We start from the raw sequence: 26017 nt of genomic DNA on the forward strand, positions 1-26017 counted from the left end.
GACCTTTGGGACAGATTGATGAGATGGCCGCGAGGACAGAACCGCCGGTCAGCGATCGGCGGGGCCTTGCGCGAGCGGGCGGCGGGCGACGGGCGAGCCGACGGCGCGGTCGAGGTCGATGAGGGCGTGGTCGAGGTCGGACTTGGCGGCGATGACGTCCATCGCCACCTCGACGTGGACGGCCTCGGCGGCGAGGAGGGCGGTGAAGTCGCCGCGGCCGGACTCGTAGCCGGTGAGGGCGACCTCGCGGGCCCGCGCGCTGGCGGGGCCGGCCTCGCGGACGAGCGCCTGGTAGCGTTCGGAGGCGCTCTGGACGGTCGCCAGCGCGCCCGAGACCTCGCCGGCGATCCCGAGCTTGACCTGGGCGACGTCGCGGACCGCGGCGGCGCTGAGCTCGGCCTGGGCGTCCCTGCGCTTTCGACCCTGTCCCGTGAGCCAGGGCAGCTGGAGGTCGATCATCAGGCCGTAGCCGTGCATCGGCATCGGCTTGGTGGCGGGGAAGTAGGCGACGCCGAGCATCGCGCTCGGCAGGTTGGCCTCGCGCCTGGTGGCGCGCAGGTCGAGGGCGGCGGCCTCGCGGCGGGCGTCGGCGGCCCGGGTCTCGGGGCGCGCGCGCTGGGCGTCGGCGATGAGGCCGCGGGCGTCGACGGCGACGGTGGCGGGCGCCGGGTCCTGCGGCGCGCCGAGCGGGGCGTCGGCCTCGCGGGCCATGAGCGTGTTGAGGCGCGTGCGCGCGGCCTGGGTCGCGGTCGCGTCGGTGGCGACGTCGGCGCGGGCGCGGGCCACCTCGGTCTCGGCGCGGGCGATCTCGAGGAGCGTGCCGCCGACGACCTGCCGCGCGCGGGCCAGGGCGAGCACGTGCTCGCTGACCCGCTGGTGCTCGAGGTGGACGCTGTGGCGCGCGACCGCGGCGGCGTAGTCGATGAAGGCGTGGCGCACCGCGGTGGCCAGATCCTGGGCGACGACCTCGCGGCCTGCCGCGTCGGCGGCGGCGTCCTTGCGCCGGGCCGCGGCGCGCAGCTTGAGGCTGCCGGCGGCGGGCACCGGCTGGCGCAGGCCGAGCATCACCATCGGCGACTCGTTCCAGGCCCACGGCCGGGCCAGCGGGACCTGCCAGATGTCGAAGGTGAGGCGCGTGGCCTCGGGTCGCCGCTCGGCCTCGGCGAGGTGCTCGGCGGCGCGGATCCGGTGCGCCGCGGCCTGCAGGCCGGGGCTGCGCTCGAGCGCGACGGCGACCGCGGTGTCGATGTCGAATGAGCCGCTCAGGGCCGACTCGGCCGGCGCCGCGCGCACGGGGGCCGCGAACAGGGCGAGGACGAGGCAGACGGCGCGCGCGAGAGGCACGCGGCGTCTATATGCACGGCCCGGGTCAGGCCGGAAATATCAAGGTTTTCAGGCGATCGCGCGGCTGCCGCGAGCGGGGGTCGCGAAGATTCTCAAGCCCGCTCGCGAAGATCGTGAGGGTGAGAGCCGGCCGAGCGCGGCAACGAGGGCTGCCGACTTCGGCAATCGATGGGAGGCTGTCCTTGGGGACATGTTCCAGAGAGCATGCTTCGGATGACTCGAGTCGGGCGCGAGGAATTGAGGAGGGTCGCGGAGGCCCGCGCGGTCGGGTTCGCCGGGAAGCCGCGCAAGGCAGCGTGTCCGTGCGGTCGGGTTTGCCAGGACTCGCGCGGCAGCGAGGTTCATGCGCTCGGGTTTGCCGGAGGTCGCGCGGCAGCGAGGTCATGCGCTCGGTTCGCCGGGTCGCGCCAGGCGGCGAGGCCCATGCGGTCGAGCGCGCGGAGCAGTCGCGCGGCAGCGAGGTTCATGCGCTCGGTTCGCCGGGAGGTCGCGTGAGGCAGCGAGGTTCATTCAGTCGAGTCCGCTGAAAAGTCGCGCCAGGCAGCGAGGCCCACGCGGTCGAGTTCGCTGAGAGTCGCGCGAGGGAGCGACGGCTTGCGGTCTCGAGGCCTCGTTGTCGCGAGTGCGGCGCGCGAGCGGGCGGTGCTCTGTTCGGCGATTGCTCCCGAGCACGCGCGAGCGATGAGGGTTTGTGCGTCGGTGCGCGGCTGATTGACACGAATGCGCGTGCTCCGGTAAGAGCCGCGCCTGGCGCATCTTGCGCCGGAGGAGTCGGTCATGCGCACGCGAACGGGGCGAGTCTCGGGTTGGCTGCTGGCGGGGGCGATGGTCGGGGGCTGCGGGGACGACGGCGGCCGCGGCGATTCGACCGCGGGGGCGACGGCGCCGACGGGCATCACGGGGGCGAGCGGCGCCACGGGCGTGACCGGGGGACCGAGACCGGCGGCGAGACCACGGAGACGGCCACCGACGGGACGACCACCAGCGTCGACCCGTCCGGCGACCCGACCGGCACGCCGACCACCCAGCCGACCGGCGGCGCCGGCTGCACCGCCGACACCGACTGTCCCGAAGGACAGCACTGCGGCGACTGGTCGGGCGAGTGCCTGCCGGCGGGCGGCTGCCTGTTCGACGAGGACTGCGAGGGCGGCCAGACCTGCACCGACGGGATGTGCATGATCGGCGGCGACTGCGGGGCGCAGGAGTTCGAGCTGACCAAGGTCGTGCCGAACGTGATGATCGTGCTCGACCGCAGCGGCAGCATGGAGGGCGACGTCCAGGACTCGGACAAGAACCGCTGGGAGGTCGCGAAGGACGCGATCAACAAGCTGGTGACGACCTTCAACGAGGAGATCCGGTTCGGCCTCGTCACCTACTCGGCGTGCGTCGGCAACGGCTGCTCGGCCGGGACGGTCGTGGTGCCGCTGGCCGAGTTCAACGGCGGGGCGATCCAGCAGTTTTTGGCCGACAAGGGCAACGACTACCTGTGCAACTCCGGCGACCCGGAGACGAGCACCGGCAACACGCTCAAGGCGCTGGTCGGGGAGCCGCAGATCCAGGACCCCACCCGCGCCAACGCGGTGCTGCTGATCACCGACGGCAACGAGAGCGGCGAGTGCCAGGGCACCACCAACGGGCCGGCGGCGGCCGCCGAGCTGTTCGCGCAGGCGATCTCGGTCCGCACCTACGCGGTCGGGTTCGCCGATGGGATCCTCGGCTCGCTGGCCGAGATCGCCACCAACGGCGGCACGATGACGCCCTACAACGCCAACAACCCGGCCTCGCTCGAGGCGGCGCTCGACGCGATCGCCGGCGCGGTGGTGTCCTGCACCTTCGAGCTCGACACGGTGCCCGACGATCCGAGCGAGATCTACGTGTTCTTCGAGGACATGGTCCCGGGGGTCCCGAACGACCCCGACAACGGCTGGACCTACGACCCGAACACCAACACCGTCACCTTCCACGGCACCGCCTGCGAGGCGCTCAAGAACGGGCAGGTGGTCGACGTCGACGTGGTGTTCGGCTGCGACGTGCCGATCCCCGGGTGAACGAAGAGACATGCCCGGCGGGGCATGTCCTTTTGGAAAGGTTTGAAGGGGCATGCCTGAGCGGGCATGTCCCTTCGTTCATGAGCGCCACGGCTCAGCGGTACACGGGCGGCTTGCAGGCCGCCTCTTTCAGGCGGCAGTCGTCGCGGCACATGTCGCCGCTGCTGCTGCAGGTCAGCTTGCAGGTGGCGCGGTCGGTCTCGGACATCTTGCCCTGGTCGCACTGGGCGCTGCACGACGTCTGCTCGCTCGCGCAGCCGACCTTGCAGCTCTGGGCCTGGGCGGCGCACTGGGGGTTGTGCGGCTGCTGGCCCTGCGGGGCCGTGGAGGTGGCCTGGGCCGGCGTGGGCGGATGGGTCGGCGCGGCGACGGGGCGGGGCGCGCCGCCGGGGGCGCTGCCCGGGACCACGCCGCCCGAGGAGCGGATGACCGCGGCGCGCTGCTCGGCCTCGGTCATGGTCGGCGCCGGGCCGAGGACCCACTGGCTGGGGGCCGCGGGGCCGAGCACCGTGCCGACGGCGCCGCAGTTGTTGCGGCAGGTGGCGCGGTCGGTGGCCGAGGCCTCGCGGTCGCAGGTGGCCTGGCAGGCGGCGACCTGCTGCTGCTGCGCGGCGTGGGGGTTGTACGCGGCGGCAGTGCTGCCCGGCTGCGCGGCGTGGGGGTTGTACGCGGGCGAGGTGCCGGGCGCCGTCGTGACCGGCGCCGAGCCGCCGCCGGGGGCGAAGCTGTACGTGGTGGTGTTGCCGACCGACGAGGTCGCGACGGGCACCGAGCCGCCGCCGGGGGCGAAGCTGTACGTGGTGGTGTTGCCGGCCGGCGACGACGTCGGCTGCGGGGCGCTGGCGCGGGCGAGCTGGCCGCACTGCAGGCGGCAGGTGGCGCGGTCGCCCGGGGTGGGCTCGGCGTCGCACTGCGACTCGCACAAGAATTTCTGGTGGGCGAGGTCGGGAGCGGGCTGGCTGGCGGGCTGAGCCGGACGCGGCGGCGAAGACGCGGGGGGCGAAGACGACGGCGGCGTGGCTGGCTTGGCGGCGGGGGGCGGGCTTGAGGGCGTGGACTGGGCCAGGCGGGCGCACTGGAGGCGGCAGGTGGCCTGGTCGTCGGCGGACAGGCCCGGCGCGGTGCAGCCGGCGAAGCAGGTGTTGTCGGCCGGCGCGGCGGCGCGGGCGGGTCCGAGGCCGAGCAGGGCGGCGGCCGCGAAGGTCAGGCTGAACAGAGCGATTGGACGCATGTCGCAGTTCCCCCGGGTACGCGAGCCGACGATAGCATCCGCGCGACCGCCGGCAAGAATCGTGCGCGGGGGGACGAAGGCCGCGCGGCGAACATTCTCTCGCGAAAGTCATCCCCGAGACGACGCCGTCCGCGGCCGAATTGCAGGCCCGCGAGTCAGCGTCCGTCGAGGTGGCTTCAGCACGGACCGTCGATGCAGCAGTCGCCGAAGAAGACGCAGTCGGGGTCGCAGGCGCAGGCGCCACTGAAGCCGCCGCACTCGCAGTCCGAACACGAGTACGGGTCTTCGGGGCAGTCCTCGGGACACGAGCAATCGTCCTCGCCGCCGCTGCACACGCCGTCGCCGCAGACCATGTTGACGCAGCCGGCGGTGTTGTGGGTGCAGTTGGCGTTGCAGCTCAGCGTGCCGCCGCTGAACCCGAGCCCGTTGCAGGTCTGGCCCCCGAGGTCGGCGCCCTCGCACGACTCGGGCCCGTTGCGCACCCCGTCCCCGCACCAGAAGCAGCCGGCCTTGTCGAACAGGCAGCTGCCCGGGCTGCCGCACGCCAGCGTGCCGCCGTGGTAGTTGCCGTTGGCCGGCGCCACGAGGCCCGCGCACACGGCGTTGCCGAGCTGCGCCGCGCTGCAGTTGCTGCCCTGCTGCCCGCAGTCGCACTCCTCGCCGCCGTTCTTGACGCCGTCGCCGCACGACTCGCTGACGCACTGACTCTTGTTCCACGTGCAGGTGGCGGCGTCGCAGGTGAGCAGGCCGCCGGTGAAGCCGAGGCCCTGGCAGGTCTGACCGTTGACGTTGGCGCCCTCGCACTCCTCGGGCGGCTCGATCGTCCCGTCGCCGCAGGTGATCGCCGGGCCGGTGGTGGTGGTGGTGCCGGGGTCGTCGGTGGTGACGCCCGACGGATCGACGCCGGTGGTCGGCTCGGCGTCGGTGGTCGGGGCGACGTCACCGAAGTCGGGGCGGATCATGTCGGTGGTGCCGGCGGAGTCGTCGGTGCTCGGCGCCGAGGTGCCCGACATGCCCTGGGTCGTCACCTGCGAGCCGGTCGGCGCCGGCCATGAGCCGCCGAAACCTGAACTTTGGGTCACGTCCTCGCCGCCGGCACAGGCCGCGAGGGTGACGAGCGCGAGGTGAGTGATGCGGCGAACCATCCCCCGATCATAGGCGGGGGCGCCGCCGCGCCGCAAATCAGGCGCTGGCGTGCGCGTCCGCCCTTGCGGCCTCGGCGCGACCCGGCGGTTCGATGAACTCGTCTTCGTCGCCGAGCACCAGCGCGAGCATGCGGTCGAGGACGCCCGTCCACGCGTCGCGGCGCGCCGCGGCGCGCTCCTGGGGGCCGAGGCGACCGAAGCGGCGCAGGTCGGCTCGGGCCGCCGGCGGCTCGTCGACGAAGGCGGCGGCCCGCAGCTCGGCCGCGACGGCGCGCACCGCCTCGGCGACCTCGACGCCGCCGACGTCGATCGCCCAGGCCACGGTCGCCCAGGCGAGCTCGGCGTGACGGGTCTCATCCGCGGCGATCGCCGCCAGGGCCGCATCGGCGGCCGGAGCCGCGCAGCCGCGTCGGCCGCGCAGAGCGGTGAGGGCGGCGAGCGTCTCGCCGACGCAGCCCTCGCGGAAGGTGTCGCAGGCCAGCGCGACCAGGCCGCCCGCGCGCGGCTGCACCGGCGGCAGCGGGCCCGGCCCGAGCGCGACGCCGCCGTACGCGGCCGCCAGCGCGAAGCACACCTGCGCGTGCCGGACCTCGTCGAGCCCGGCCTCGGCGCAGCCGGCCAGCAGCTCGGGCGGGGCGCCCACGGCCATCAGCTCGAGCGCGGCGCGGGCGAACGCGGCGACCGAGGCGTGCTCCATCTGCGCGTCCTCGAGCCAGGCGGCGGCCAGCAGCGGGCGCTCGTCGGCACCTGGCTCTCCGAGCATGTCCTCCGGGACCTGGTCCCCGAGCCATGTACTTCCGGACACTACGGGCGCGGCCACGGCGTCGTCGCCGGCGGTCAGCAGCGGGCGGCCGCTGCAGTAGTCGAACCAGTGGTAGCAGCAGATCTCGCCGTCGCCGGTGGCCTTGCGCTTGTCGCCGGTGGCGATCTTGCGCAGGCGGCCCATCATCATCGGGTTCATCGACAGGCCCTTGTAGGTCTTGTCGTTCGGGCTGACGCCGGGGTCGGGGCGGCCGATGAGGCGCGTGGGACAGCCGATCTCGTCGGTGGCCTGCGGGGCGCGGAACTTGTTGGCGGCCGCCGGCGAGCCGCACCAGTCGCCGTTGGTGCAGCCCTCCTCCTCGAGGCCGTCGGGGTCGAAGGGATCCATGCCGGTGCGGGCGGGGTACTGCGGTCCGGCCGGCGCCGGCGGGGCGGCGACGACCGGGGCCGCCTCGACCTTGGCCGGCGCAGGCTCGGGCGTGGCGGCCTTGGCCGGCGCGGCCTTGGCGGCCTCGACCGGCGCGGGCGTCGGCGCCGGGCCGCAGGCGGCGAGCAAGAGCCCCGAGGTGAGGGCGGTGTGCAGGCGTCGACGGAGCAGCCGGAGGTCGCGCATGCGGCCGACGTTAGCATTAAGGATCGCGCGCCGAGCCCGGGTGATCACCGCAACGAAGATCGTCGGACCTTGAGATCCGGCCGCGCCTGGGCCATAGATGCGGCGGTGCGCGCGGACTACGTGATCGCCGGCGCCGGCTGTGCGGGCCTCAGCCTCGCGGTGCAGATCGCCCTCCAGGCCCGCCGCCGCGGGGTCCCCTGCCCGCGCGTGGTGCTGATCGAGCCGCGCGCGCGGCACGCCCGCGACCGCACGTGGTGCTACTGGCGCTTCGTCGATCACCCGTTCGCCGCCGCGGTCCGCCACCGCTGGACCCGCTGGCGCGTCGCCGACGCCGGGCGCTCGCTGGTCCGCGGCACCACCCGCCACCCGTACGAGCACGTGCCGTCGGATGTCTTTTACGACATGGCCTTGGGGACACTCGCGGAGTTCCCCGAGATCGAGCTGCGCCGCGGCTGCGCGGTGCGGGCGATCCGCGAGGCCGCGGACGCGTGCGAGGTGGTGACCGACGGCGAGGTGGTGCAGGCGCGGCTGGTGTTCGACGGCCGGCCGGCGCCGGCCCCGGCGCCCGGCGGCGACGAGGTCGACCTGCTGCAGCACTTCGTCGGCTGGGAGGTCGAGGCGCCCGCCCCGGTGTTCGACCCCGAGGTGCCGACGCTGATGGACTTCACGGTCGACCAGAGCCGCGGGATCCACTTCATGTACGTGCTGCCGTTCGCGCCGACCCGCGCGCTGGTCGAGACGACCTACATCTCGCCGGCGAGCCTCCCCGACGCGACCTACGAGGACGACCTGCGCGGCTACCTGCGCGATCGCTACGGGTTGACGGCGCCCGAGGTGCGCTGGCGCGAGCGAGGGGCGATCCCGATGACGAGCCGGCCGGCGTCGCTGCGCTCCGGCCCGCGGGTGATCCACCTCGGCCTGCGCGGCGGCCTGGCCAAGGGCTCGACCGGCTACGCGTTCCAGGCGATCCAGCGGACCTCCGAGCTGCTGGCGCGCGAGCTGCTCGAAAGGCCAGGTGCGCCGCCGCGGGTGCCCGCGCCCCGGCCGGCCGCGGCGGTGGCGATGGACCGGGTGCTGCTGGCCCACCTGCAGCGCACGCCCGGCCGCGGGCCGCCGCTGCTCGTCGACCTGTTCGAGCGCCTGCCGCCGGACCTGCTGTGTCGCTTCCTCAGCGACCACGCGGGGCCGCTCGACTACCCGCGGGTGATGCTGGCCACGCCGATGGCCGAGATGACGGCGGCGGTGGTGCGCTCGCGGGCGCTGTGGCTCCGCCCGGCCACCTGACGCCGCATCGCGTCGGGCGGTGCGAACGGCGGTGAGCGGGGAATTTCACCCCGACCAATCGCCGGTGAATCGAGGGTGACGAGCAGTCAGCTCGCCGGGACTTTGACCAGGGGCGGCGGGGCCGACGTCGAGGCATTCGCTGTTCCGCCGGCGAATCGAGCGAATCGAGCGGATGCCACGACGCATTCCGCGAGAATGCGGGGAGAGCCCCTGGCCGGCTCGGAGGCGGGTGCGGGCGAGCCTGCGCTCGGGCGCGGCCCGGCGTCCGCCCTGGACCCCACCCATTCGAATGCGCCGTCTCTCTTCGCGGCAAAAAAAACGACGGCGCTGCAATTGGTTGGTCGACGACGGGCACCTTGCGATCGAGCGTGATGAGCGTGGCACCGCCTGGGCGCGGGCGACGAGCATGCACGCTGTTTACTCGGTGAAGGAAAGGAAAATCAGCAATGACCATCGCGTCCCGTACGTATCGCTTGAACCTTCGCTCGCTGCGACTGTGCGCGCTCGCCCTGCCGTGTGCGCTGCTGGCGACCGCCTGTGATGACCCCGATCAGGAGGCGGAGCTCGCCGCGCTCGACGATGTCGAGGCCAGCGACGAGCTCGCGGCCGAGGAGGCCGCGGAGGCCGAGGCGGCCGCCGGGGGCCTCGCCGAGCATGGCATCGACGTCCTGCAGGACCGCCCCGATGCGGCCGAGGGCTTCGCGTCCCTGTGCTGCACGATCACCTTCCCCTCGATCTTCAACCCGCACGTTCGGCTGTCCACGCTGGCCTCGGAGGGTTGCTCGATCGGCACGAACATCCCGAGCGGCGCCCTGATCTCGTACACGGTCTCGCACTATTATGGCACGCCCGGGCCGTTCGTCGGCACCACCTCCGGCCCGCTCAACAACAACAGCGTGAAGTCGGTCGCGCTCACCCACTCGGGTTCGCTGGACGCCATGAGCTGCGTCGCGTTCGCGGCGTGGTAGCGCCCCGTCGTCCGGGCCGGCCGGCGCTCGGCCGGCCCGCCGCGAGCTTCGCCCCGAGGCCCCGGCGACGGGCTCGCCGCGGCGGACGGGCGGTGAACGCTTCGGCCCTACCGGGACCGCGTTCGCTCCGCGCGGCTCGTGCGGAACGGGCGCGCCCATAGTACACTGGCGCTCCCTGCCGCTCCGATGACGCGCCTCTACACCTTCGGCAATGCTCCCGGCGTCCCCGGGGAGGCGCACAGCGAGGCGCCCGACTGGGTGCAGGCCAACCCCGGGCGGATCGAGAAGGCGCTGCAGCGGGCGCTGACGCTGTCCGGCGGCGGGTGGTTCGCCGTCGACGCGCGCGAGCGGATCGGCCGCACGCCGCGCGCCTACGCGGTCGACGGCCACGAGCTGGTGCTGTGGCGGACCGGCGACGGCAGCGTGCGCGCGGCCCCCGAGGCGTGCCCGCACATGGGCGCGTCGCTGGCGTGCGCGAGGGTCCGCGGCGACAACCTGATCTGCCCGTGGCACGGGCTCGAGCTCGGCGACGAGCCGCACGGCCGCTGGCGGCCGCTGCCCACCCACGACGATGGGGTGCTGGTGTGGGTGCAGCTGTCCGAAGAGGCAGGTCACGCCGAAGCGCCGACGCCGGCGCCGATCCTCGCCCCGCGGCCGGCGCAATTCTTGTCCGGCGTGGTGCGGATGGAGGCCGAATGTGACCCTTCGGACATCCTCGCCAACCGCCTCGACCCGTGGCACGGCGCCCACTACCACCCGCACTCGTTCGCCCGCCTCAAGGTGCTGGCCGACGAGCCCGACCGCCTGCTGGTGCGCGTGGCGTACCGGGTGCTCGGGCCGCTGGCGGTCGAGGTCGACGCGACCTTCCACTGCCCCGACCCGCGCACGATCGTGATGACGATCGTCGGCGGCGAGGGCGTCGGCTCGGTCGTCGAGACCCACGCGACGCCGCTCGGCCCCGGCCGCTGCGTGGTGCTCGAGGCGACGCTGGCGACGTCGGAGCGCCCGGGCTTCAAGCTGGCTCTCGGGGCAGGTCGGCTGCTGCGACCGCTCATCGAGCGCCGCGCGGCCCGGCTGTGGCTCGAAGACGTCGCCTACGCCGAGCGCCGCTTCCGCCAGCGCGCGCGGGCGCCGGTGCGCCTGCGGACGATCCGCGGCGAGGCGGAGTAGGCGAGACGTGGCGAGCCGCGGCGCGCCGAGGCTCGCCGGGCAGGCGGCGCGCCGGGGCGTGCGCGTGGGCGCTGCTCGGGAGGGGCGCTCCCCGCGGGGCCTCACCCGTCCAACAATGCGTCGGGGACATGTTTATTCGGACAGACGTGATAGGACATGTTTCGAAGGACATGTTTTCGAGGGCATGTCCCTCGGAGCGACCGCGCTCGCCGGACGGCGAGCGCTCGAAGCGGAGGGCGTGAGACGGCGCGGGCGAATCGGCTGGTGCGCGCTGTTCCTGGCGCGTGCTCCGGGCCGGGCCGAGCGGAGGGACGACGACCCCGAGCAGGCGGAGCGGGTCGGGAGCGGTGATGCGAGGGGCGCGGGGGCGGCGAGACAGCCGTCGCCGGTGGAGCGGGACAGGTGAGGCGGCGCGGGCGAATCGGCTGGTGCGCGCTGTTCCTGGCGTGTGCTCCGGGCCCGACCGAGCGGAGGGACGACGGCCCTCCGGCAGAGAGGGGCGCGGGGATCGTCGTGGCGGCGGCCCAAGCGGCGGAGCGGACCGGGAGCGGCGATTCGGTGGAGCGGGTGGACCGGGCCGGGAGCGGTGTTTGGCGGGGCGCGGGAGCGGCGAACCAGCCGGAGCCGGTGGCGCGCGCCGAGAGTGGTGCCTCGAAGGACGAGGAGAGAGGGGCGGCGGCGAAACGGCCGGAGCCGGCCGGTGGGGCCGATCGCCGGGGCGAGTGTCTCCGCCGCAACGCCGGGGCGCCTGCGCGCTACGCCCGGATCGTCGCGGCCTTCTGCGCCGAGCATCACAACCTGGCGGGGGTCGGCGCGAGCCTGGCGATCGTCGAGGGGGACGGACCGCCGTTCGTGGCGACCGCCGGCAGCGCCTGTCTCGCGGGACAGGCGGTCACCGCGGACACGCGCTTCCGCGTCGGCTCGATCACCAAGCTGCTGACGGCGGCGCTGGTGCTGCGTCAGGTCGACGCCGGGCGGCTCGAGCTCGACGCCGAGGTCGCGCGCGTGCTGCCCGAGCTGGCCGCGGGCGTCGACGAGCGGGCCGGGGCGATCACCTGGCGGCAGCTGCTCACGCACACCGCCGGCGTGCCCGACCCGTCGCCGCTCGAGCTCGGGGCCGAGTGGCTGACGGCGCTCGGCGAGCGGCCGCTGTGGCGCGAGCCGGGGGCGCTGTGGAGCTACTCGAGCGACGGCTACGCGCTGGTCGGCGCCGCGCTCGCGCGGCTGCGCGAGGTCGAGTTCTCGCGCCTGTTCGCCGACGAGCTGCTCGCGCCGCTCGGGCTCGGCGCGGCGGTCCTCGAGCCGGGCCTGGCCTTGCGGACAGGTGCGGCCTGCGGCCACCTCGGGCGCGGCGAGCGGGCCCGGGCGTTCAGCGTCGTCGATGACCTGGCCCTGGGGACAGGTGACGCGCGCTGGACGGCCCCGGCCGGCGGGGCGATCCTGGCGGCGGCGGAGCTCGTGACGGCGGTGCGAGACCTCGTCGATCCCGGGCGCTCGCCGCTGTCGCCGACGGCCCGGGGCGAGCTGTTGGCCGCCGAGGTGCCGACGTTCGAGCGGCCCGGCGAGCGCTACGGCCTCGGCGTGCGCGTGCGGACCTCGGCCGGCGGCCCGGCGATCTACGGCCACAGCGGCGCGACCGGCGACTTCGCGGCCGACCTGGTGTTCGTGCCGGAGAGAAAATTCGCGGCCGCGGTGCTGAGCAACACCGGCGACCCGCTGCGCATCACCGTGGCGACCGTGTTGCAGGAGCTGGTGGGCGTGGCGCCCGAGCGCGCGGCGGCGATGCGGCCCCCGGCCCGCTACACCGGCACGTACCGCGCGGCGCGGCTCGGCGAGGTGGTGACGATCTCGGCGCAGGGCGCCGGTTTGCGGCTGTCCGCGCCCGGGCTGGGGCTCGCCGAGGTCCCGCTCGAGCACGCCGGCGACGATCGCTTCCTCGCCGCCAAGCGGCCGGAGCTGGGCGGCTTCACCTTCGTGTTCGCCGGCGCCGACGCGCGCGCCAGTGACCTCCGCGGGCACGTCTTCGTCGGCGCGCGGGTCGAGTGAGCGCGACGTGTCGGGCTCGGCGCCGAGCGGGGCTCGGCGCGCCTCGGACCGGACTGGCTATTCAAACATGTTTAATGGGAAATGTTAAAAAGGACATGGCCGAGCAAGCATGCTTTCTCGGCCATGTCCTCCGCGCCGGCCACGCCTCATTCGGGCGCGAGCTGTCCCCCCGTGCTGTGCCAGTAGCTGCTCGCCGGCGACTCCGAGCGGGTGGCGTAGACGCTCACCGAGATCGGCTGGTCGCCGACGATCTCGACCAGGCCCGGGTCCTCGTTGAAGCGGACGTGAGCGGTCTGGTAGGAGGTGCCGCTGATCGCCTCGAAGCCGGCGACCGGCGCGCCGTCGACGGTGACCGTCGCCCCCGTGGGCGCGACGATGTCGACGTCGACCGGGAGCCAGTCGGGCAGGGCGTGGACGTAGTGGGTGTCGTGCCAGCGCGTCACCGGCAGCGCGACCAGCATCGACGGATCGGTGTAGTCGTCCTCGAGGGTCGAGCCGACCATGTACTGCGTCACCAGCACCGGCGCGCTGCTGGCGAGCGCGTAGTGCTCGCTCTCCGGCTCGAGCTCGACGTACTCGCCCGCGTTCGCGATCGTCATCGGCGCGAAGATCGGCGGCTCGAACGTCAGCTCGGTGTTCGGCTCGCTGGCGATCACGCGCACCACCTGGCGTCGCCGCTCGGTCGGCGGGTTGTGCTGCGACGGGGCGACGATCGCGTACTCGGTGCCGAGCTGGGACACCGGCAGCATCATGTCCTCGAGGTGGTCGCAGTACGGCACGTCCTTGGGCATGAAGCTGCACTCGTGGCCGCCGAGCACCTGGATCGGCTTGTCGGCGACCAGGCGGGTGCCGGTGAGGTCGCCGTCGTCGGCGCTGACGAGCTGCAGCACGTCGCCGGTGTTGAGCGGGGCCTTGCCGTTGCCGTCGACGCCGATCCCCGGCGCCGCCTTCGACTTGGTGCCCGGCAGCGCGGTGGCCTCGACCGACATCTCGTCGGCGCCGGCGACCACCGCCCACGCGCCGTGGTAAAAGCCGCCCTCGACCTCGCTCGGCGCGTACGACGACACGAAGTAGTCGGTGCCCCACGTGTGCCGCGGCCACAGCAGCGAGCTGTCGCTCGAGGCGGTGAGGTTGAGCGAGTTGTACTGGACCACGCGCACCGGCAGGTCGCTCTCGATGCGGTAGGCGCCGTCGTAGATGAGCTTGCCGACCAGGGCGTTGAACAGGCCCATGGTGTAGGGCAGCTCGATCACGCGGTAGCTGTCGGCGTCGACCGTCTCGACCACCGGCATGAAGTCCTCGTTCTGCGTGATCGTGACAGTGGCCGGGCCGTCGTTCGGGTTCTCGACCGCGATCGCGAAGATCGCGCCGTTCTGGTTGAGCTGCAGGGCGGTCAGCGCGTAGAACTCGCAGCCCGAGGCGGTGAGGGGCAGCGCATCGGGGGCGCACGCGCCGGCGCAGGCCATCGCCTCGGCGTCGCAGGTGAGGCCCTGAGCCGCGCTGCAGGTCTGCTGGACCTCCCACGCGCCGTCGTCGCTGCACTGCTGCAGCGCGTCGCCCTCGCAGCGGACCGCGCCGGGCTCGCAGCCGGTGCAGCCGACCTCGTCGACGCAGACGCCCCCGTCCGGGCAGGTCGTCGGCGCGCCGAGCTGGCCGTCGGGTCCGCACACGGACACCTCGGTCTCGGTGACGCAGACGACGCTGTCGGGCGCGCACTCGGACGGCGCGGTGGTCCCGGTGGTCGTCGGGGTGTCGAGGGTCGTCGACGACGACGAAGACGTCGACTCACCGGTCGAGCTCGTCCCCTCGCTCGTGCCGGTGTTTGCCGTCGAATCGCCGCAGCCGGCGATCATGGAGAACGCTGCGATAAGCCGCAAACTGGTACGCATGCCCGCACGATAGCAGGCCATAAACGGCCGCCGTGGGGCGGGTTCCGTGGCGGGCGCTGAGGTCCGTGAGTTAAGTCCGTCCCTCAGCGACCGCGGGCTCATACGCCGCTGGTTGTCTATCCGGCCTGCATGTCCTATCGGACATGTCCCATAGTAATAGCGCCGATCGGGGCCGCGACGATACGATAAGGCGGCTGCTCGACGAGGGCCGGGATAGTCGCCCGGAATACCACCGGAGCGGCGCACGACCGCGCCCGGCTCGGTCGTCGCACCGAGGTAGTGTCACGAGGGTACGCAACGGATCACAGGTCCCCGCGCTTTTTCTTGCGGGGCCGGCGGACCCCGCCCAAAGACCCGGGATATGGACGATCCCGCCGAAATTTCCGCCGCCGACCCACCGCGCCGGGCCCCGTCGCGCGAGTCCTCGTCGCCGGCGCCCCGGCGGACCCTGACGCTGGCCGGCAAGGTCGCGCTGATCACCGGCGGCGAGACCGGGATCGGCCGCGCGGCCGCGATCCGGTTCGCCCGCGAGGGCGCCGACGTGGCCTTCACCCACCTGTCCGCGCACGGCGACGCCCAGACGCTGGTGCGCGCCGTCGAGCGCGAGGGTCGCGCGTGCCTGGCCGTGTGCGGCGACGTCGACGACCCCGGCTTCTGCGAGGCGCTGGTGGCCGGGGTGATCGAGCGGTTCGGCGGCGTCGACGTGCTGGTCAACAACCTGGTCGCGCGCCAGGCCCCGCCGAGCTTCTTCTCGCTGTTCTTCCTGACGCGGCGGCTCTTGCCGTACCTGCGCGATCGGCCAGGTGCGAGCATCGTCAACACCTCGTCGCCGCGGCCGCCCGCCGATCCGGTGCGCGACGAGGAGGCGATCCGGGCGGCGATCGGCACCTGCACGCGCTCGCTCGCCAACAACCTCGCGCGCGTCAAGATCCGCGTCAACGCGGTCGTCCCCGGCGAGGACCTCGAGCTCGGCGCCGGCGACCTGGTGTTCCTCGCCAGCGACGCGGCCAGGGGCCTCAGCGGCGAGCTCCTCGACCGTCGCGCGCGATGACCGCGGCGTCAGCCTCGCCGACGTCCGCCGCCGCTGCTGCCGTCCGGGGCTCCGGCGCTCGCGCCGTCTCTCGCCGTCGGCGCCGCGCCTGAGCTTGCCTGCGCGGCTGACCCGGTCACACCTCTCGCCATGACCCTCGATCTGCTGCGAGAGCATGGCACCCCGCTCGCGCGTCAGGTGTTCACGTGGAAGGACCTGGTGCGCGAGCCGATCAGCAAGCTCGACGACGAGGCCTTCACGCGCGTGCGGCTGATCGTCGGCCACGCGGTCGAACAGGCGGCCGTGCGGTTCCAGCACGCGGCCGTCCGCTTCGGCGCCGAGCACCGGCTCCTCCTCGCCGACATCCGACGCGTCGAGCACCACCAGGCCACGCTGCTGCGCTGGTTGCAGCCCGCCGATCAGTCGCCGCTCGAGTGCTCGATCGCCGTCGCCCAGGCCGCGGTCGAGGTCGGGGCGCAGATCGCCCGCTGCGAGCCCGACCCGTACGTGGCCCAGGCGCTGCGCCTCGGCCTGCTCGAGGACTTCGATCACCTCTACCGCCTGGCCGCGCTGATGGACCGCCTCGAGGGCCGCGACGCCAACGCGATCCTCCAGTCGTACACCGACATCCGCCCGGGCCGGCCGACCGCGGCCCAGCACCGCGCGCCGGAGGACGACCTGCGCCGCTGGTACGACCGCTACGCGACCGCGCCCGCGACCAAGCTGCACGCGCGGATCGCCGGCGCGATCGCCTACCAGGCCCGCGACCATTACCTCGACGTCGGCCCGACCTTCGCCGACCCGGTCGCCCGCCAGCTCTACGCCGAGCTCGCCTCGGTCAAGGAGCAGCACGTCACGCAGTGCGAGTCGCTGCTCGACCCGGCCGAGACCTGGCTCGAGCGGTGGCTGCTCCAGGAGGCCGCCGAGGTCTACCTGTACTGGGGCTGCCTGTCGTCCGAGTCGAACCCGCGGGTGCGGGCGGTGTGGGACCGCTTCCTCGCCTACGAGCTCGAGCACCTGCGGATCGTCCGCGAGCTGTTCGAGAAGACCGAGATGCGCGACGCCTCCGAGGTCGTGCCGCTCTGCTTCAGCGAGCCGCTCCAGTTCGCGGGCGAGCGCGCGTTCATCCGCGAGGTGCTGGCCGCCGAGGCCGATCTCGGGGCCGCGGGCACCGAGTTCGTGCCGCGCGACGCCGAGTCGCGGGCCACCCAGAGCTACCGCGCCCAGCTCGAGCGCGACGGCTCCCCGTCCGAGACCGTGGCGGCCGGCTATCGCTGGTCGCCCGGCACCGAGCTCGCGGACCCGCGGATCCGCGACGCCTCCGTCCTCCCCCCGCTGAAAGCGACCGGATCATGAACCGCGCTCGACGACCCACCGACCTGGCCCTCAACCGCACCGGCATCTACCTCTCGCCGACCGACGGACCCGCGGTCGTCGAGGGGGCGCGCGACGCCCCGAGCTCGCCCGGCTGTGCGCGCGCGCTCGCGGAGGTGCGGCGACAGTACGCCGGCGAGGTCGGCCTGATCGGCCACATGCCGGCGCCGGCCAGCCTGCGCGTGGTCGAGAACGTCGGCGGCGCGGTGCTGCGGCGGCACAAGGTCCACCTCCTGCTCGACAAGCTCGGCGAACGGCTGGCGTTCGAGCGCACCGGCGTGCGCCTGTTCGACGCGCTGATGGCCAAGCTCGAGGCTCAGGGCAGCTGGGACCGCGGACCGACGCTCGCCGAGCTGGCGCAGTTCCGCGCCGACGAGGCCCATCACTTCGCGCTCTTGCAGGACGTCCTCATCAACCTCGGCGCCGACCCCACGGCGATCACGCCCTCGGCCGACCTCGCCGGCGTCGAGCTGGCCGGCATCGTCCAGGTCGTGTCCGACCCGCGCACGACCTTGCCGCAGGCGCTCCACGCTCACCTGGTCGCCGAGCTGGTCGACAGCACGTCGTGGGAGCAGCTCGTCGACCTCGCCGACGACTTCGGCGAGGCCGCGCTGGCCCACAAGCTGCGCGAGCCGCTGGCCCAGGAGCTGCGCCACCGCGACACGGTGACGACCTGGCTCAAGAGACATGCGGCGCTGGTGGTCGGCGGCACGCTCAAGTACAGCGCCTGAGCGATCGCTGGTCGACGCGCTCACCTCGGCTGCGCGATCGTTCGCGGTCTCGCTGAAGAGCGCTTCACGATCGAAGCCCGGCTCCGGCCGCGCCCGCCGGATCCGCGCGCCGCGGCGGGCGGCTTGACCGTCGCGGCCGCCTCGTGCCAGCCTGCCGCGACGCGTCCGTGGTCGGCGACCTGGCACTTCGAACCTGTCCCGAAGGACCTGTCGCCGTCCTCGGCCTCGGCTTCGGCGACGAGGGCAAGGGCGCCGTCGTCGACGCCCTCGCGCGCCTGCGGACGCGCGGGCGGCCGCGGGTGGTCCGCTTCAACGGCGGCCCGCAGGCGGCCCACCACGTCGTCACCCCCGAGGGGCGCGTCCACTGCTTCGCCCAGTTCGGCGCCGGCGCGCTCGCGGGGGCCCGCAGCGTCCTGAGTCGCTTCATGCTGGTCGAGCCGCTGGCGCTCGCCCGCGAGGCCGACGCCCTGCGGGACGCCGGTCTCGTCGACCCCTGGTCCGGCCTCGTCGTCGACCGCCGCTGCGCCGTCGTCACCCCGTTCCACCGCCTGCTCGGCCGCATCGAAGAACTGTCCCGAGGGACAGGTCGCCACGGCAGCTGCGGCCTCGGCGTCGGGCCGGCCTGGCGCGACGCTCACAACCCGCACGCGCCGTGCCTTCGCGTCGGCGCGCTCGCCGGCGACCGCGGCGTCCTGGTCCGCGCGTTGCGGCAGATCCAGCTGCTCAAGCTCGACCGCGCCGAGCAGCTCGCCGAGGCCGCGCCCGCGCCCGCGATCGCCCCGCTCGTCGCCGAGCTCGCGCGCCCCGGCCTCGCCGAGGTCGTCGCCGACGCCTACCTCGCGATCGCCGCGCGCCTGCAGGTGGACGAGGGCGAGCAGCTGCGCGGAGCCCTGCAGAGCGATCCCGCGGCCGTGATCTTCGAGGGGGCCCACGGCGCGCTGCTGGACGCCGACCGCGGCTTCTTCCCCTTCGTCACCCCGTCGCCGGTCTCCTTCGCCCAGGCCGAGGCGCTGTGCGCCGAGGTCTCGTCGGCGCCGCCGCTGCGCCGGCTCGGGGTGCTGCGGGCCCACGGCACGCGCCACGGCCCCGGCCCCTTCGTCGCCGAAGAGCCGTCGCTCGACCTGCCCGAGCCGCACAACCTCCCCGGTCCCTGGCAGGGGCCGATGCGCGTCGGCTGGTTCGACCTCGTCGCCGCGCGGCTCGGCCTCGCCATCGCCGGTCGCGTCGACGGCCTCGTCGTCACCCACCTCGACCGCCTCGCCGGCCGCCGGGAGATCTCGGTCTGCGACGCCTGGATCTTCAGAAACGGCGCCGTCGTGCGCGAATTCGCCCCGGTCGAGGGCAGCCTCGAAGCCCGCGCCGAGGCCACCCGCGCGCTGGTGGAGGCGCGTCCGCGGTGGCGCCGGCTGCCCGGCTGGAGCGGCCCCGACAGCCGAGAAAGCCGCGAATTCCTCGACTTCGTCGCCGTCGAAGCGGGCGTCCCGATCGCCGCCACGGCCTGGGGACCGCGCGCGAGCGACCAGCGAGGCTGGTCCTCCATCGCAGACCGAGATGCGACCGGGAAGTGAAGACGATCATGAACAGTTTTTCATCTTCGAGAGTCGGTCCTCTTATGAGTGGTTCTCGGTTTCGGTTCCTCTCGCTGGCCGCGATAGCCGTCGCGGCGCTCCTCGGCGGCTCCGGCTGCACTTACTACAGCGTCTATCCCCAGGCCCGGGACACCCGGGTGACGACGGTCGGCGGCTACGGCTACGGCACTGGCACTTGCGAGTCGGTGTGCGGCACCCGGTCCAGCGTGGTCGTCGGTTACGAGATGTACGACAACCAGCAGCTCGAGCTGGTCGAGTACACCCACCTGTCGACGATGCCCATCGACTCGTACCCGCGAGTCACGTGGGCCGGGCGGCCCTACTACAACATCGAGGGCCACCTCGTCTTCTTCAGCCCGGAGATGCACACGTGGGTCTACTACTGGACCCCGCCCACCGCGCTGATCTACGTGTGGAACGGGGCCTATCCGGCCCGCCAGTACAGCTGGGGCGACGGCTGCTACGGGGCCGGCTGGTACTGGGGCGGCCCGCGCCCGGACGGCTTCCACAGCTACGCCGACAGCAGCTATCGCCCGGTCCTGCCGGTGCCCGCGGGGCGCCCCGGCGTGCGCCCGTACCCGCGACCCGGCGGCCGACCCGTGCCGGTGCCGCCGCCGAGCCGCCCGTATCCCGACCATCCGTATCCGGACCCGGGCACGCGGCCGATGCCGGGCCCCGGCGGCCAGCCCTTGCCCGAACCTGTCCCTCCGGGCACCCGACCCGTGCCCGGCCCCGGCGGCCAGCCGGTCCCGGTCCCGCCGCCGAGCACGCGCCCGGTGCCCGGCCCCGGCGGCCAGCCGATCCCGGTGCCGCCGCCGGGCACGCGCCCGGTGCCCGGCCCCGGCGGCCAGCCGCTGCCTGACCGTCCGGACAGGCCCGATCCGACGGTCCCGCGCCCCGATCCGACGCAGCCCGGCGAGCGGCCGGTGCCGATCCCACGGCCCGACCCCGATCGGCCCGACCCGACCGTCCCGCGGCCCGACCCGGGCACCCGGCCCGACCCGACGCGTCCGGACCGGCCGGTGCCGATCCCGCGGCCCGACCCGGGCACCCGGCCCGACCCGACGCGTCCGGACCGTCCGGTGCCGATCCCGCGGCCCAACCCGGGCACGCGGCCCGATCCCACGTACCCGGACCGTCCGGTGCCGATCCCGCGGCCCAACCCGGGCACGCGGCCCGACTACCCGGACCGGCCGGTGCCGATCCCGCGGCCCAACCCGGGCACGCGGCCCGACTACCCGGACCGGCCGGTGCCGATCCCGCGGCCCGAGCCGCGGCCCGACCCTGGCCCGAGCACGCGGCCCGATCCGGGCCCCCGGCCGGACCCCGGCCCGAGCACGCGGCCGAGCCCGCGGCCTTACGAGCCCGGCTCCGGCCCGCGACCCGAGCGCCCGCAGCCCGAGTCGCGCCCGCGGCCCGAACCCCGCCCGCAGCCGCGGCCGGTGCCCGAGTCGCGCCCGCGGCCGCAGCCCGAGTGGCGGCCCACGCCGATGCCCGAGTCGCGCCCGCGGCCGACCCCGCGCCCGCCGGAGTCGCGGCCGACTCCGCGGCCGACCCCGCGCCCCGAAGCGCGTCCCTCGTCCCCGCGCCCCTCGTCGCCGCGTCCCTCGGCCGTCCCGCGGCCGACCCCGCGCGCGGGCCGTCGCTAGCCCGCACCTCGTCCTCGGCCGCCCGCGTCCTCACGCGGCGGCCGTCGCCGATCCCGGCGTCGTGCCGGATCCATCGCTCCCGGCCCCGCGCGCCGAGGGTCGGCTAACTTTTCGGTCATGTCTATGAAGACATGCCCGAAGAGACATTATCGTCCGATCGCCCCTGTCCCAAAGGACATGCCCGTTCCAGCGCTCGGCTCCGCCTGCGCGGGGGCGGGGTGGACATTCGCCGCCGATCGCGCAAAAACAGCTCCATGGATCTCGACGACTACCGGGTGCGCGGGGCGGGTGGGGCCAAGCTCAGCGGGTACGAGCCCGACGACAACGGCGGGCTCGAGCGTTCCGAGGCCGAGGCCGAGCTGCCCGGCCTGCTGGCGCGCATGCAGGACCTGCAGGAGCGGCTGTACGCCGAGCGCAAGCGGTCGCTGCTGCTGATCTTGCAGGGCCGGGACGCCAGCGGCAAGGACGGCACGATCAAGCACGTCGCGGGCGGCTTCAACCCGCTCGGCACCCACGTCATGGCGTTCAAGGCGCCCAACGAGCTCGAGCGGGCGCACGACTTCTTGTGGCGGATCCACCACCACGTCCCTCCGGCCGGTCACGTCGCCATCTTCAACCGCTCGCACTACGAGGACATCCTGGTCCCGACGGTGGAAAAACTGCTGCCGAAGCAGGTCGTCGAGCCGCGCTACGACCACATCCGCCGCTTCGAGGAGCTGCTGCACGACTCGGGGACCTGCGTGCTCAAGTTCTTCCTCCACATCAGCAAGGACGAGCAGCGCGAGCGGCTGCAGGAGCGGCTCGACACCCCCGAGAAGCACTGGAAGTTCGACCCGCACGACCTCAGGGCGCGCGCCGCCTGGGACGAATTCACCGCCGTGTACCAGCAGATCTTCCTCCGCACCTCGAGCGACGACGCGCCCTGGTACGTCATCCCCGCCGACCGCAAGTGGTTCCGCAACTACCTGGTCGCCCGCATCGTCGTCCGCGCGCTCGAGCGCATGGACCTCGAGTACCCCAAGAGCCCGCCCGGCCTCGCGGGCACCACGATCGTCTGACGCAGGCACCAGCGGGCAGGGCGTCGGATTTTCCAGGCGCGGTCGGATCGCGCAGAGCGGCGGCCGGCGTTCCGACCCGCCGCAGACCGTGGCGGGCCCTACCCGCTGCGCAGAACATGACCGATCGGGCATGCTCGAGAGGGCATGTCCGACCGAGCACGCGGTAAACCTCCGCTACGCCTCGTCTCAGCGCGGCGGCCGGGCCTCGTCGAGGCCCCGTTCACTCGCGCGGCGGCGTGCACTGCGGCGTCACCTCGATCGGCTTGTCGGCGGCCAGCAGGTTGGCCGCGCCGAAGTTGGCGACGATGTGCGCGCGGCTGTCGGCCGGCCCGCCGACGCGGTCGATCGCCTCGGCGAAGAATTCCTCGCCGGTCTGGCGCACGTGGACCGGCACGTAGCCCGCGCCGGTGACGAACGCGGGCCCCTTCGCCGCGCGGCCGAGGCCGAAGTACAGGATCGCCGTCGACCGCTTGGGCAGCTCCGGCTGGTGGCTGACGAAGTTGCCGAGCGAGTAGGCGACCAGCACCTCGCGGCCGTCGCCGGTCGTCAGCGACTCCCACGGCTGCAGCACGTGCGGATGGTTGCCGACGATCGCCGTCGCGCCCGCCTCGGCCCAGCGGCGGGCGAACTCCGTCTGCTGCTTGGTCGCCGTGGGCGCGTACTCCTTGCCCCAGTGCGGCGTCACGATCACCGCGTCGATCCCCGGCGTCCGCGCCAGCGCCCGCACCGCGTCGGCCACCGCCGTCGGCGAGTCGAAGCAGCGCAGCACCTGGCCGTGCTCGTCGGCGATCATGTTCGTGTGCAGCGTGCAGGCCAGCCAGGCCACCGTGAACGAGCCCGCCTGGGTCACCGCGTGCCACGGCCCGTCTTTTCCGCGCGCGCGCGTGCCCGTGTGCCGCAGCTTGGCCGTTGCGAGCGCCGCCAGCGTCTTGTCGACCCCGAGCGGCCCGCGGTCGAGCGCGTGGTTGTTGGCGGTCGACACCACGTCGACGCCGCTCGCCACCAGGTCGAGCGCCAGCGACGGATGGACGTTGAAGCGCGGGTACGCGGTGTAGACCTTGCGGTCGAACACCAGCCCCGGGTCCGCGACCTCCTCGCCCGAGCGCAGCACCCCGGCCGCCAGCGGCACCTCGAGGTTGGCGTAGGTGAGGTCGGCCGCGGCGAGCAGGTCCTCGACGTTCTCCCACAGCACGCGGAACCGCTGCTTCGCCACGGTCGCCTGGATCTGCAGCTCGTGGTGCAGCAGCAGGTCGCCGACCGCCGCCACCACGATCCGCTCGCCCGGCTCGCACGCCCGCGAGAACGCCAGGTAGCCGGCCGGCATCGGCCGCGGCGAGGGCAGGGGAGCGCCGGCCGCCGCAGAGCCTGTCGCACGGGACATGTTCTCTTCGCCATGCGGGCCCGCAGCCCCTCCGACCGGCTCGCCCGCGGCTCGCGGCGACGTCCCGGCCGGCGACTCGACCGTCTCCTCCGCTGCGGCCGGGGCCCGGGGAGCGGCTGGCGAATCGGACATGTCCGATCGTTCTTGTCCCAGCGACCCGCGCGCGAGGCCTTCCTCCGCCCTGGCTTCGGCCCGCCCGCGCTCCTCGGGGGGTCGCCCCGCGCAGCCCATGGCCAGCGTCAGACCCAGCGCCACTCGCAGCGCAGCGTGCACGAGCGACCTCATACCAGCTTTTCGCGCCCGTCGTGCTCGCTGCCGCCAGGGTCGCCTGCGAGCCGAACGGCCGCGCGGCTGCAAGACGCGCGCTCCGGTCCCATCCCCCTCCCGCGTCGGGCGCCGGCGCCGCTGCGCGCGCGCATGTGCTCGCTCGGGCCGCGAATTTCTCCTCGTCCGGCCGCTTCGCGTACACTGCCGCGACCCGTGAAGTCCGCCTCTCCCTGCGGTGTCCTCCTCGGCGGCCTCCTCGGGCTCGCCTGCGGCACCCCGCCGCCGGAGCTCGCCTCGCAGGCTCCGCCTCCGCCGGGCGCGGCGCGCACGGCCGGGCCTGCCGAGCCCGCGGCCGACTGCCCGGCCACCGGCGTCGCCGTCGACCCCCTGCCGCGGACCCGCCCCGAGCACGAGCAGCTCGACTACTGGCTCACGCGCACCGCCGCCGTCGCCGACCTCGATCGCCCGCTCTTCTCCCCCAAAGAGCTCGCCGCCCACAACGCCCGGATCGCCCGCCGCGACGTCTTCGGCGCCAGCGCCCGCGCCGACCTGCTGGCGCCCGTCGACCCCGCGCGCCTCGCCGACGACCTCAACACGCGCCTCGGCTACCTGCGCGGCAAGTTCGAGTCGGCGGCCTACGTCAACCCCGACGGCGCCGCCATGACGCCGGCGCAGATCGCCGCGCTCACGCCCGTCCTCGACGCCGGCGCCTTCGCCGAGCTGCCGGTCGAGGTGCGCGTCGCCCTCGACCTGATCCCGATCCGCTGCGCCCCCCGGCGCGAGCCCTACTACACCCCGACCCGCGACCTCGCCTTCGACCGCAACCTGTGCAGCATGGCCCGCGCGCAGGAGCCGGTGCAGATCCTCCGCCCCTGGGACGGCGGCCTCGCGCTCGCCCGCACCCCCTACGTCATGGGCTGGATCGACCTCGGCAGCGCCGCCCTGTCGCCGCCGATCGCCGCCGAGCACGTGCGTCGCTTCAGCGACGGCCCGTTCGTCCGCGCCGCCCGCGACTTCAATGTCTCCGAGGACATGTCCGGTGGGCAAGGTCCCGAAATACATGTCCCGTTCGCCAGCCTGCTGCCGACCGCCGCGCGCCGCGGCGAGGTGCTGCTGGCCGGCCCCGGCGGGGTCGTCACGCGCCGCGTCGACCCCGAGCTCGTCTCGGCCCCCGAGCGCCCGCTGACGCGCCGGGCCGTGCTCACCGAGGCCTTCTCCTTCCTGCACCGGCCCTACGGCTGGGGCGACTACGCCGGCGGGCGCGACTGCTCGCGCTTCCTCATGGACATGTTCGGCGGCCTCGGCCTGGTGCTCCCGCGGCACACCAGCGACCAGGCGCTGGCCGGCGCCGTCGAGGACCTCGCGCCCGACCTGCCGGAGGCCGAGCGGCTGCGGCGGATCGACGCCGCCCACCGCCGGGGCGTGGTCCTGCTGCACTTCCCGGGGCACATCATGCTCTACCTCGGGCGCGACGACGCCGGCGCGCCGATGGCGATCCACTCGTTCGCCGAGTACCTTGTCCCGTGCCCCGGCCGGCAGGACGGCGCCCCCGCCGGCGAGCGCGAGACCCTGCTCAAGGTCGACGGCGTCCACGTCAGCGACCTCGAGCTCGGGCGTGGCACCTCGCGCGGCGCCTTCATCCAGCGGATCTCCAAGATCACCGTCCTCGTCCCGCCAGCCCCGGAGCCCCGCCCGTGAAGTCCCGGCCGCCCGAAGATCCCGCCCTCCACGCCTTCCTCGACGACGTCGCCGACGTCGCCGCCGACGACCCTGCCGAGGCGCTGGAGCTGCTCGACGAGGCCAGCCCCGACTGGCACGACCACCCCGAGATCCACTACTTCCGCGGCGACCTCGTGTGGACGCTCGAGGGCCCCGAGGCCGCCGAGCCGCACTTCCGCCGCGCGCTCGAGCGCGACCCCCGGTTCGCCGACGCCCACCACGCGCTGGCCCAGGTCCACGAGGCCATGGACGAGCGGCCGGCGATGATCCGCCACTACCTCGAGGTCCTGCGGCTCGACGCCCACGACGACATCGGCGCCGGCATCGGCACCAAGGAGGACCAGCGCTTCATCGCCGGGGTCGCCGAGGCTGTCCTCGAGAACCTGCCCGAAGAATTCAAGCAGCGCCTGGGCAACGTCCCGGTGGTGCTCGAGGCCCGGCCGGCCAAGTACCTCGTGCAGGACGGCTTCGACCCGCGCGCGCTGGGCCTGTTCGAGGGCCCCGACCACTTCAACCAGCGGGGCATCGAGGCCGCGGCCGCCCCGAGCCGAATCGTCCTTTTTTACGCCAACCTGCTGGCGATGTTCGCCGACGAGGACGAGCTGCGCGAGCAGGTCGAAGTCACGATCCTCCACGAAATCGGCCACTATTTCGGCCTCGACGAGGACGACATGCAGCGCCTGGGTCTCGACTGACCCACCCCTGCAGCCGCGCGAACT

The 26017-nt window shown here is 74.0% G+C and carries 19 protein-coding genes; 13 read left to right on the forward strand and 6 right to left on the reverse strand.

The features are described from left to right. Positions 1–48: 48 nt before the first annotated feature. Entirely contained in the window at positions 49–1344 is a 1296-nt protein-coding gene (locus NAEX_RS26305) for a TolC family protein (RefSeq protein ID WP_096330232.1), read from the reverse strand. Between the two features lie 806 nt (positions 1345–2150). Here NAEX_RS26305 and NAEX_RS26310 point away from each other — a divergent pair. Beyond that, positions 2151–3392, forward strand: coding sequence for a vWA domain-containing protein (locus tag NAEX_RS26310; RefSeq protein WP_096330233.1), 1242 nt, complete (start codon positions 2151–2153; stop codon positions 3390–3392). 94 nt (positions 3393–3486) lie between these two features. Here NAEX_RS26310 and NAEX_RS26315 read toward each other — a convergent pair whose 3' ends face one another. From NAEX_RS26315 to NAEX_RS52240, 3 genes are all read right to left on the reverse strand, one after another. Beyond that, the gene (locus tag NAEX_RS26315; protein WP_096330234.1) at positions 3487–4623 is read right to left on the reverse strand and encodes a hypothetical protein; all 1137 of its coding nucleotides are present in this window, start codon (positions 4621–4623) and stop codon (positions 3487–3489) included. Between the two features lie 176 nt (positions 4624–4799). Then, positions 4800–5768, reverse strand: coding sequence for a hypothetical protein (locus tag NAEX_RS26320; protein WP_096330235.1), 969 nt, complete (start codon positions 5766–5768; stop codon positions 4800–4802). A 37-nt stretch (positions 5769–5805) separates the two neighbouring features. After that, positions 5806–7143 (reverse strand): hypothetical protein, encoded by a 1338-nt coding sequence (locus NAEX_RS52240; RefSeq protein WP_177325882.1) that lies wholly within the window; start codon positions 7141–7143, stop codon positions 5806–5808. 105 nt (positions 7144–7248) lie between these two features. On the opposite strand from NAEX_RS52240, the gene NAEX_RS26330 reads away from it, so the two are divergent. The 4 genes from NAEX_RS26330 (at position 7249) to NAEX_RS26350 (ending at position 12611) form a co-directional block, all read left to right on the forward strand. Then, entirely contained in the window at positions 7249–8427 is a 1179-nt protein-coding gene (locus NAEX_RS26330) for a lycopene cyclase family protein (RefSeq protein WP_170136018.1), read from the forward strand. A 446-nt stretch (positions 8428–8873) separates the two neighbouring features. Continuing rightward, positions 8874–9395 (forward strand): hypothetical protein, encoded by a 522-nt coding sequence (locus tag NAEX_RS50730; RefSeq protein WP_170136019.1) that lies wholly within the window; start codon positions 8874–8876, stop codon positions 9393–9395. A 186-nt stretch (positions 9396–9581) separates the two neighbouring features. After that, complete coding sequence (locus tag NAEX_RS26340; protein ID WP_096330238.1) at positions 9582–10565, forward strand: DUF5914 domain-containing protein; 984 nt, start codon at positions 9582–9584, stop codon at positions 10563–10565. A gap of 627 nt (positions 10566–11192) precedes the next feature. Continuing rightward, the gene (locus NAEX_RS26350) at positions 11193–12611 is read left to right on the forward strand and encodes a serine hydrolase (protein ID WP_170136020.1); all 1419 of its coding nucleotides are present in this window, start codon (positions 11193–11195) and stop codon (positions 12609–12611) included. Positions 12612–12757: 146 nt separating this feature from the next. Here NAEX_RS26350 and NAEX_RS26355 read toward each other — a convergent pair whose 3' ends face one another. After that, the gene (locus NAEX_RS26355; RefSeq protein WP_143140304.1) at positions 12758–14500 is read right to left on the reverse strand and encodes an IgGFc-binding protein; all 1743 of its coding nucleotides are present in this window, start codon (positions 14498–14500) and stop codon (positions 12758–12760) included. Between the two features lie 361 nt (positions 14501–14861). Here NAEX_RS26355 and NAEX_RS26360 point away from each other — a divergent pair, with 361 nt between their 5' ends. The 6 genes from NAEX_RS26360 (at position 14862) to NAEX_RS26380 (ending at position 21931) form a co-directional block, all read left to right on the forward strand. Further along, on the forward strand, positions 14862–15551 hold the full coding sequence (locus tag NAEX_RS26360; RefSeq protein WP_096330242.1) for an SDR family NAD(P)-dependent oxidoreductase: 690 nt from the start codon (positions 14862–14864) through the stop codon (positions 15549–15551). A 129-nt stretch (positions 15552–15680) separates the two neighbouring features. Continuing rightward, positions 15681–16886 (forward strand): hypothetical protein, encoded by a 1206-nt coding sequence (locus tag NAEX_RS26365; protein ID WP_096330243.1) that lies wholly within the window; start codon positions 15681–15683, stop codon positions 16884–16886. Further along, the gene (locus NAEX_RS26370; protein ID WP_096330244.1) at positions 16883–17635 is read left to right on the forward strand and encodes a ferritin-like domain-containing protein; all 753 of its coding nucleotides are present in this window, start codon (positions 16883–16885) and stop codon (positions 17633–17635) included. Before NAEX_RS26365 ends, NAEX_RS26370 begins: the two co-directional genes overlap by 4 nt. 143 nt (positions 17636–17778) lie before the next feature. Further along, on the forward strand, positions 17779–19203 hold the full coding sequence (locus tag NAEX_RS26375; protein WP_096330245.1) for an adenylosuccinate synthetase: 1425 nt from the start codon (positions 17779–17781) through the stop codon (positions 19201–19203). 44 nt (positions 19204–19247) lie between these two features. Beyond that, the gene (locus NAEX_RS48315; RefSeq protein ID WP_143825627.1) at positions 19248–20873 is read left to right on the forward strand and encodes a hypothetical protein; all 1626 of its coding nucleotides are present in this window, start codon (positions 19248–19250) and stop codon (positions 20871–20873) included. A 254-nt stretch (positions 20874–21127) separates the two neighbouring features. Then, positions 21128–21931, forward strand: coding sequence for a PPK2 family polyphosphate kinase (locus NAEX_RS26380; RefSeq protein ID WP_096330246.1), 804 nt, complete (start codon positions 21128–21130; stop codon positions 21929–21931). 220 nt (positions 21932–22151) lie between these two features. Here NAEX_RS26380 and NAEX_RS26385 read toward each other — a convergent pair whose 3' ends face one another. Next, positions 22152–23312: a CapA family protein gene (locus NAEX_RS26385; protein ID WP_170136021.1), complete on the reverse strand. Its 1161-nt coding sequence runs from the start codon at positions 23310–23312 to the stop codon at positions 22152–22154. Between the two features lie 480 nt (positions 23313–23792). On the opposite strand from NAEX_RS26385, the gene NAEX_RS26390 reads away from it, so the two are divergent. Next, positions 23793–25277: an NlpC/P60 family protein gene (locus tag NAEX_RS26390; RefSeq protein ID WP_096330248.1), complete on the forward strand. Its 1485-nt coding sequence runs from the start codon at positions 23793–23795 to the stop codon at positions 25275–25277. Further along, positions 25274–25993, forward strand: a complete 720-nt coding sequence (locus NAEX_RS26395; protein WP_096330249.1) for a metallopeptidase family protein — start codon at positions 25274–25276, stop codon at positions 25991–25993. Before NAEX_RS26390 ends, NAEX_RS26395 begins: the two co-directional genes overlap by 4 nt. The last annotated feature ends 24 nt before the right edge of the window (positions 25994–26017 follow it).

This window comes from Nannocystis exedens (assembly GCF_002343915.1).
GTDB classification, from domain to species: domain Bacteria; phylum Myxococcota_A; class Polyangia; order Nannocystales; family Nannocystaceae; genus Nannocystis; species Nannocystis exedens.

Bases quoted from the DNA above. Each gene is read 5' to 3' on its own strand.
- NAEX_RS26315 (WP_096330234.1), bottom strand. From the start codon at position 4,623: ATGCGTCCAATCGCTCTGTTCAGCCTGACCTTCGCGGCCGCCGCCCTG.
- NAEX_RS26380 (WP_096330246.1), top strand. From the start codon at position 21,128: ATGGATCTCGACGACTACCGGGTGCGCGGGGCGGGTGGGGCCAAGCTC.
- NAEX_RS26340 (WP_096330238.1), top strand. From the start codon at position 9,582: ATGACGCGCCTCTACACCTTCGGCAATGCTCCCGGCGTCCCCGGGGAG.
- NAEX_RS26385 (WP_170136021.1), bottom strand. From the start codon at position 23,312: ATGTCCCGTGCGACAGGCTCTGCGGCGGCCGGCGCTCCCCTGCCCTCG.
- NAEX_RS26355 (WP_143140304.1), bottom strand. From the start codon at position 14,500: ATGCGTACCAGTTTGCGGCTTATCGCAGCGTTCTCCATGATCGCCGGC.
- NAEX_RS26320 (WP_096330235.1), bottom strand. From the start codon at position 5,768: ATGGTTCGCCGCATCACTCACCTCGCGCTCGTCACCCTCGCGGCCTGT.
- NAEX_RS26360 (WP_096330242.1), top strand. From the start codon at position 14,862: ATGGACGATCCCGCCGAAATTTCCGCCGCCGACCCACCGCGCCGGGCC.
- NAEX_RS26370 (WP_096330244.1), top strand. From the start codon at position 16,883: ATGAACCGCGCTCGACGACCCACCGACCTGGCCCTCAACCGCACCGGC.
- NAEX_RS52240 (WP_177325882.1), bottom strand. From the start codon at position 7,143: ATGCGCGACCTCCGGCTGCTCCGTCGACGCCTGCACACCGCCCTCACC.
- NAEX_RS26365 (WP_096330243.1), top strand. From the start codon at position 15,681: ATGACCCTCGATCTGCTGCGAGAGCATGGCACCCCGCTCGCGCGTCAG.
- NAEX_RS48315 (WP_143825627.1), top strand. From the start codon at position 19,248: ATGAGTGGTTCTCGGTTTCGGTTCCTCTCGCTGGCCGCGATAGCCGTC.
- NAEX_RS50730 (WP_170136019.1), top strand. From the start codon at position 8,874: ATGACCATCGCGTCCCGTACGTATCGCTTGAACCTTCGCTCGCTGCGA.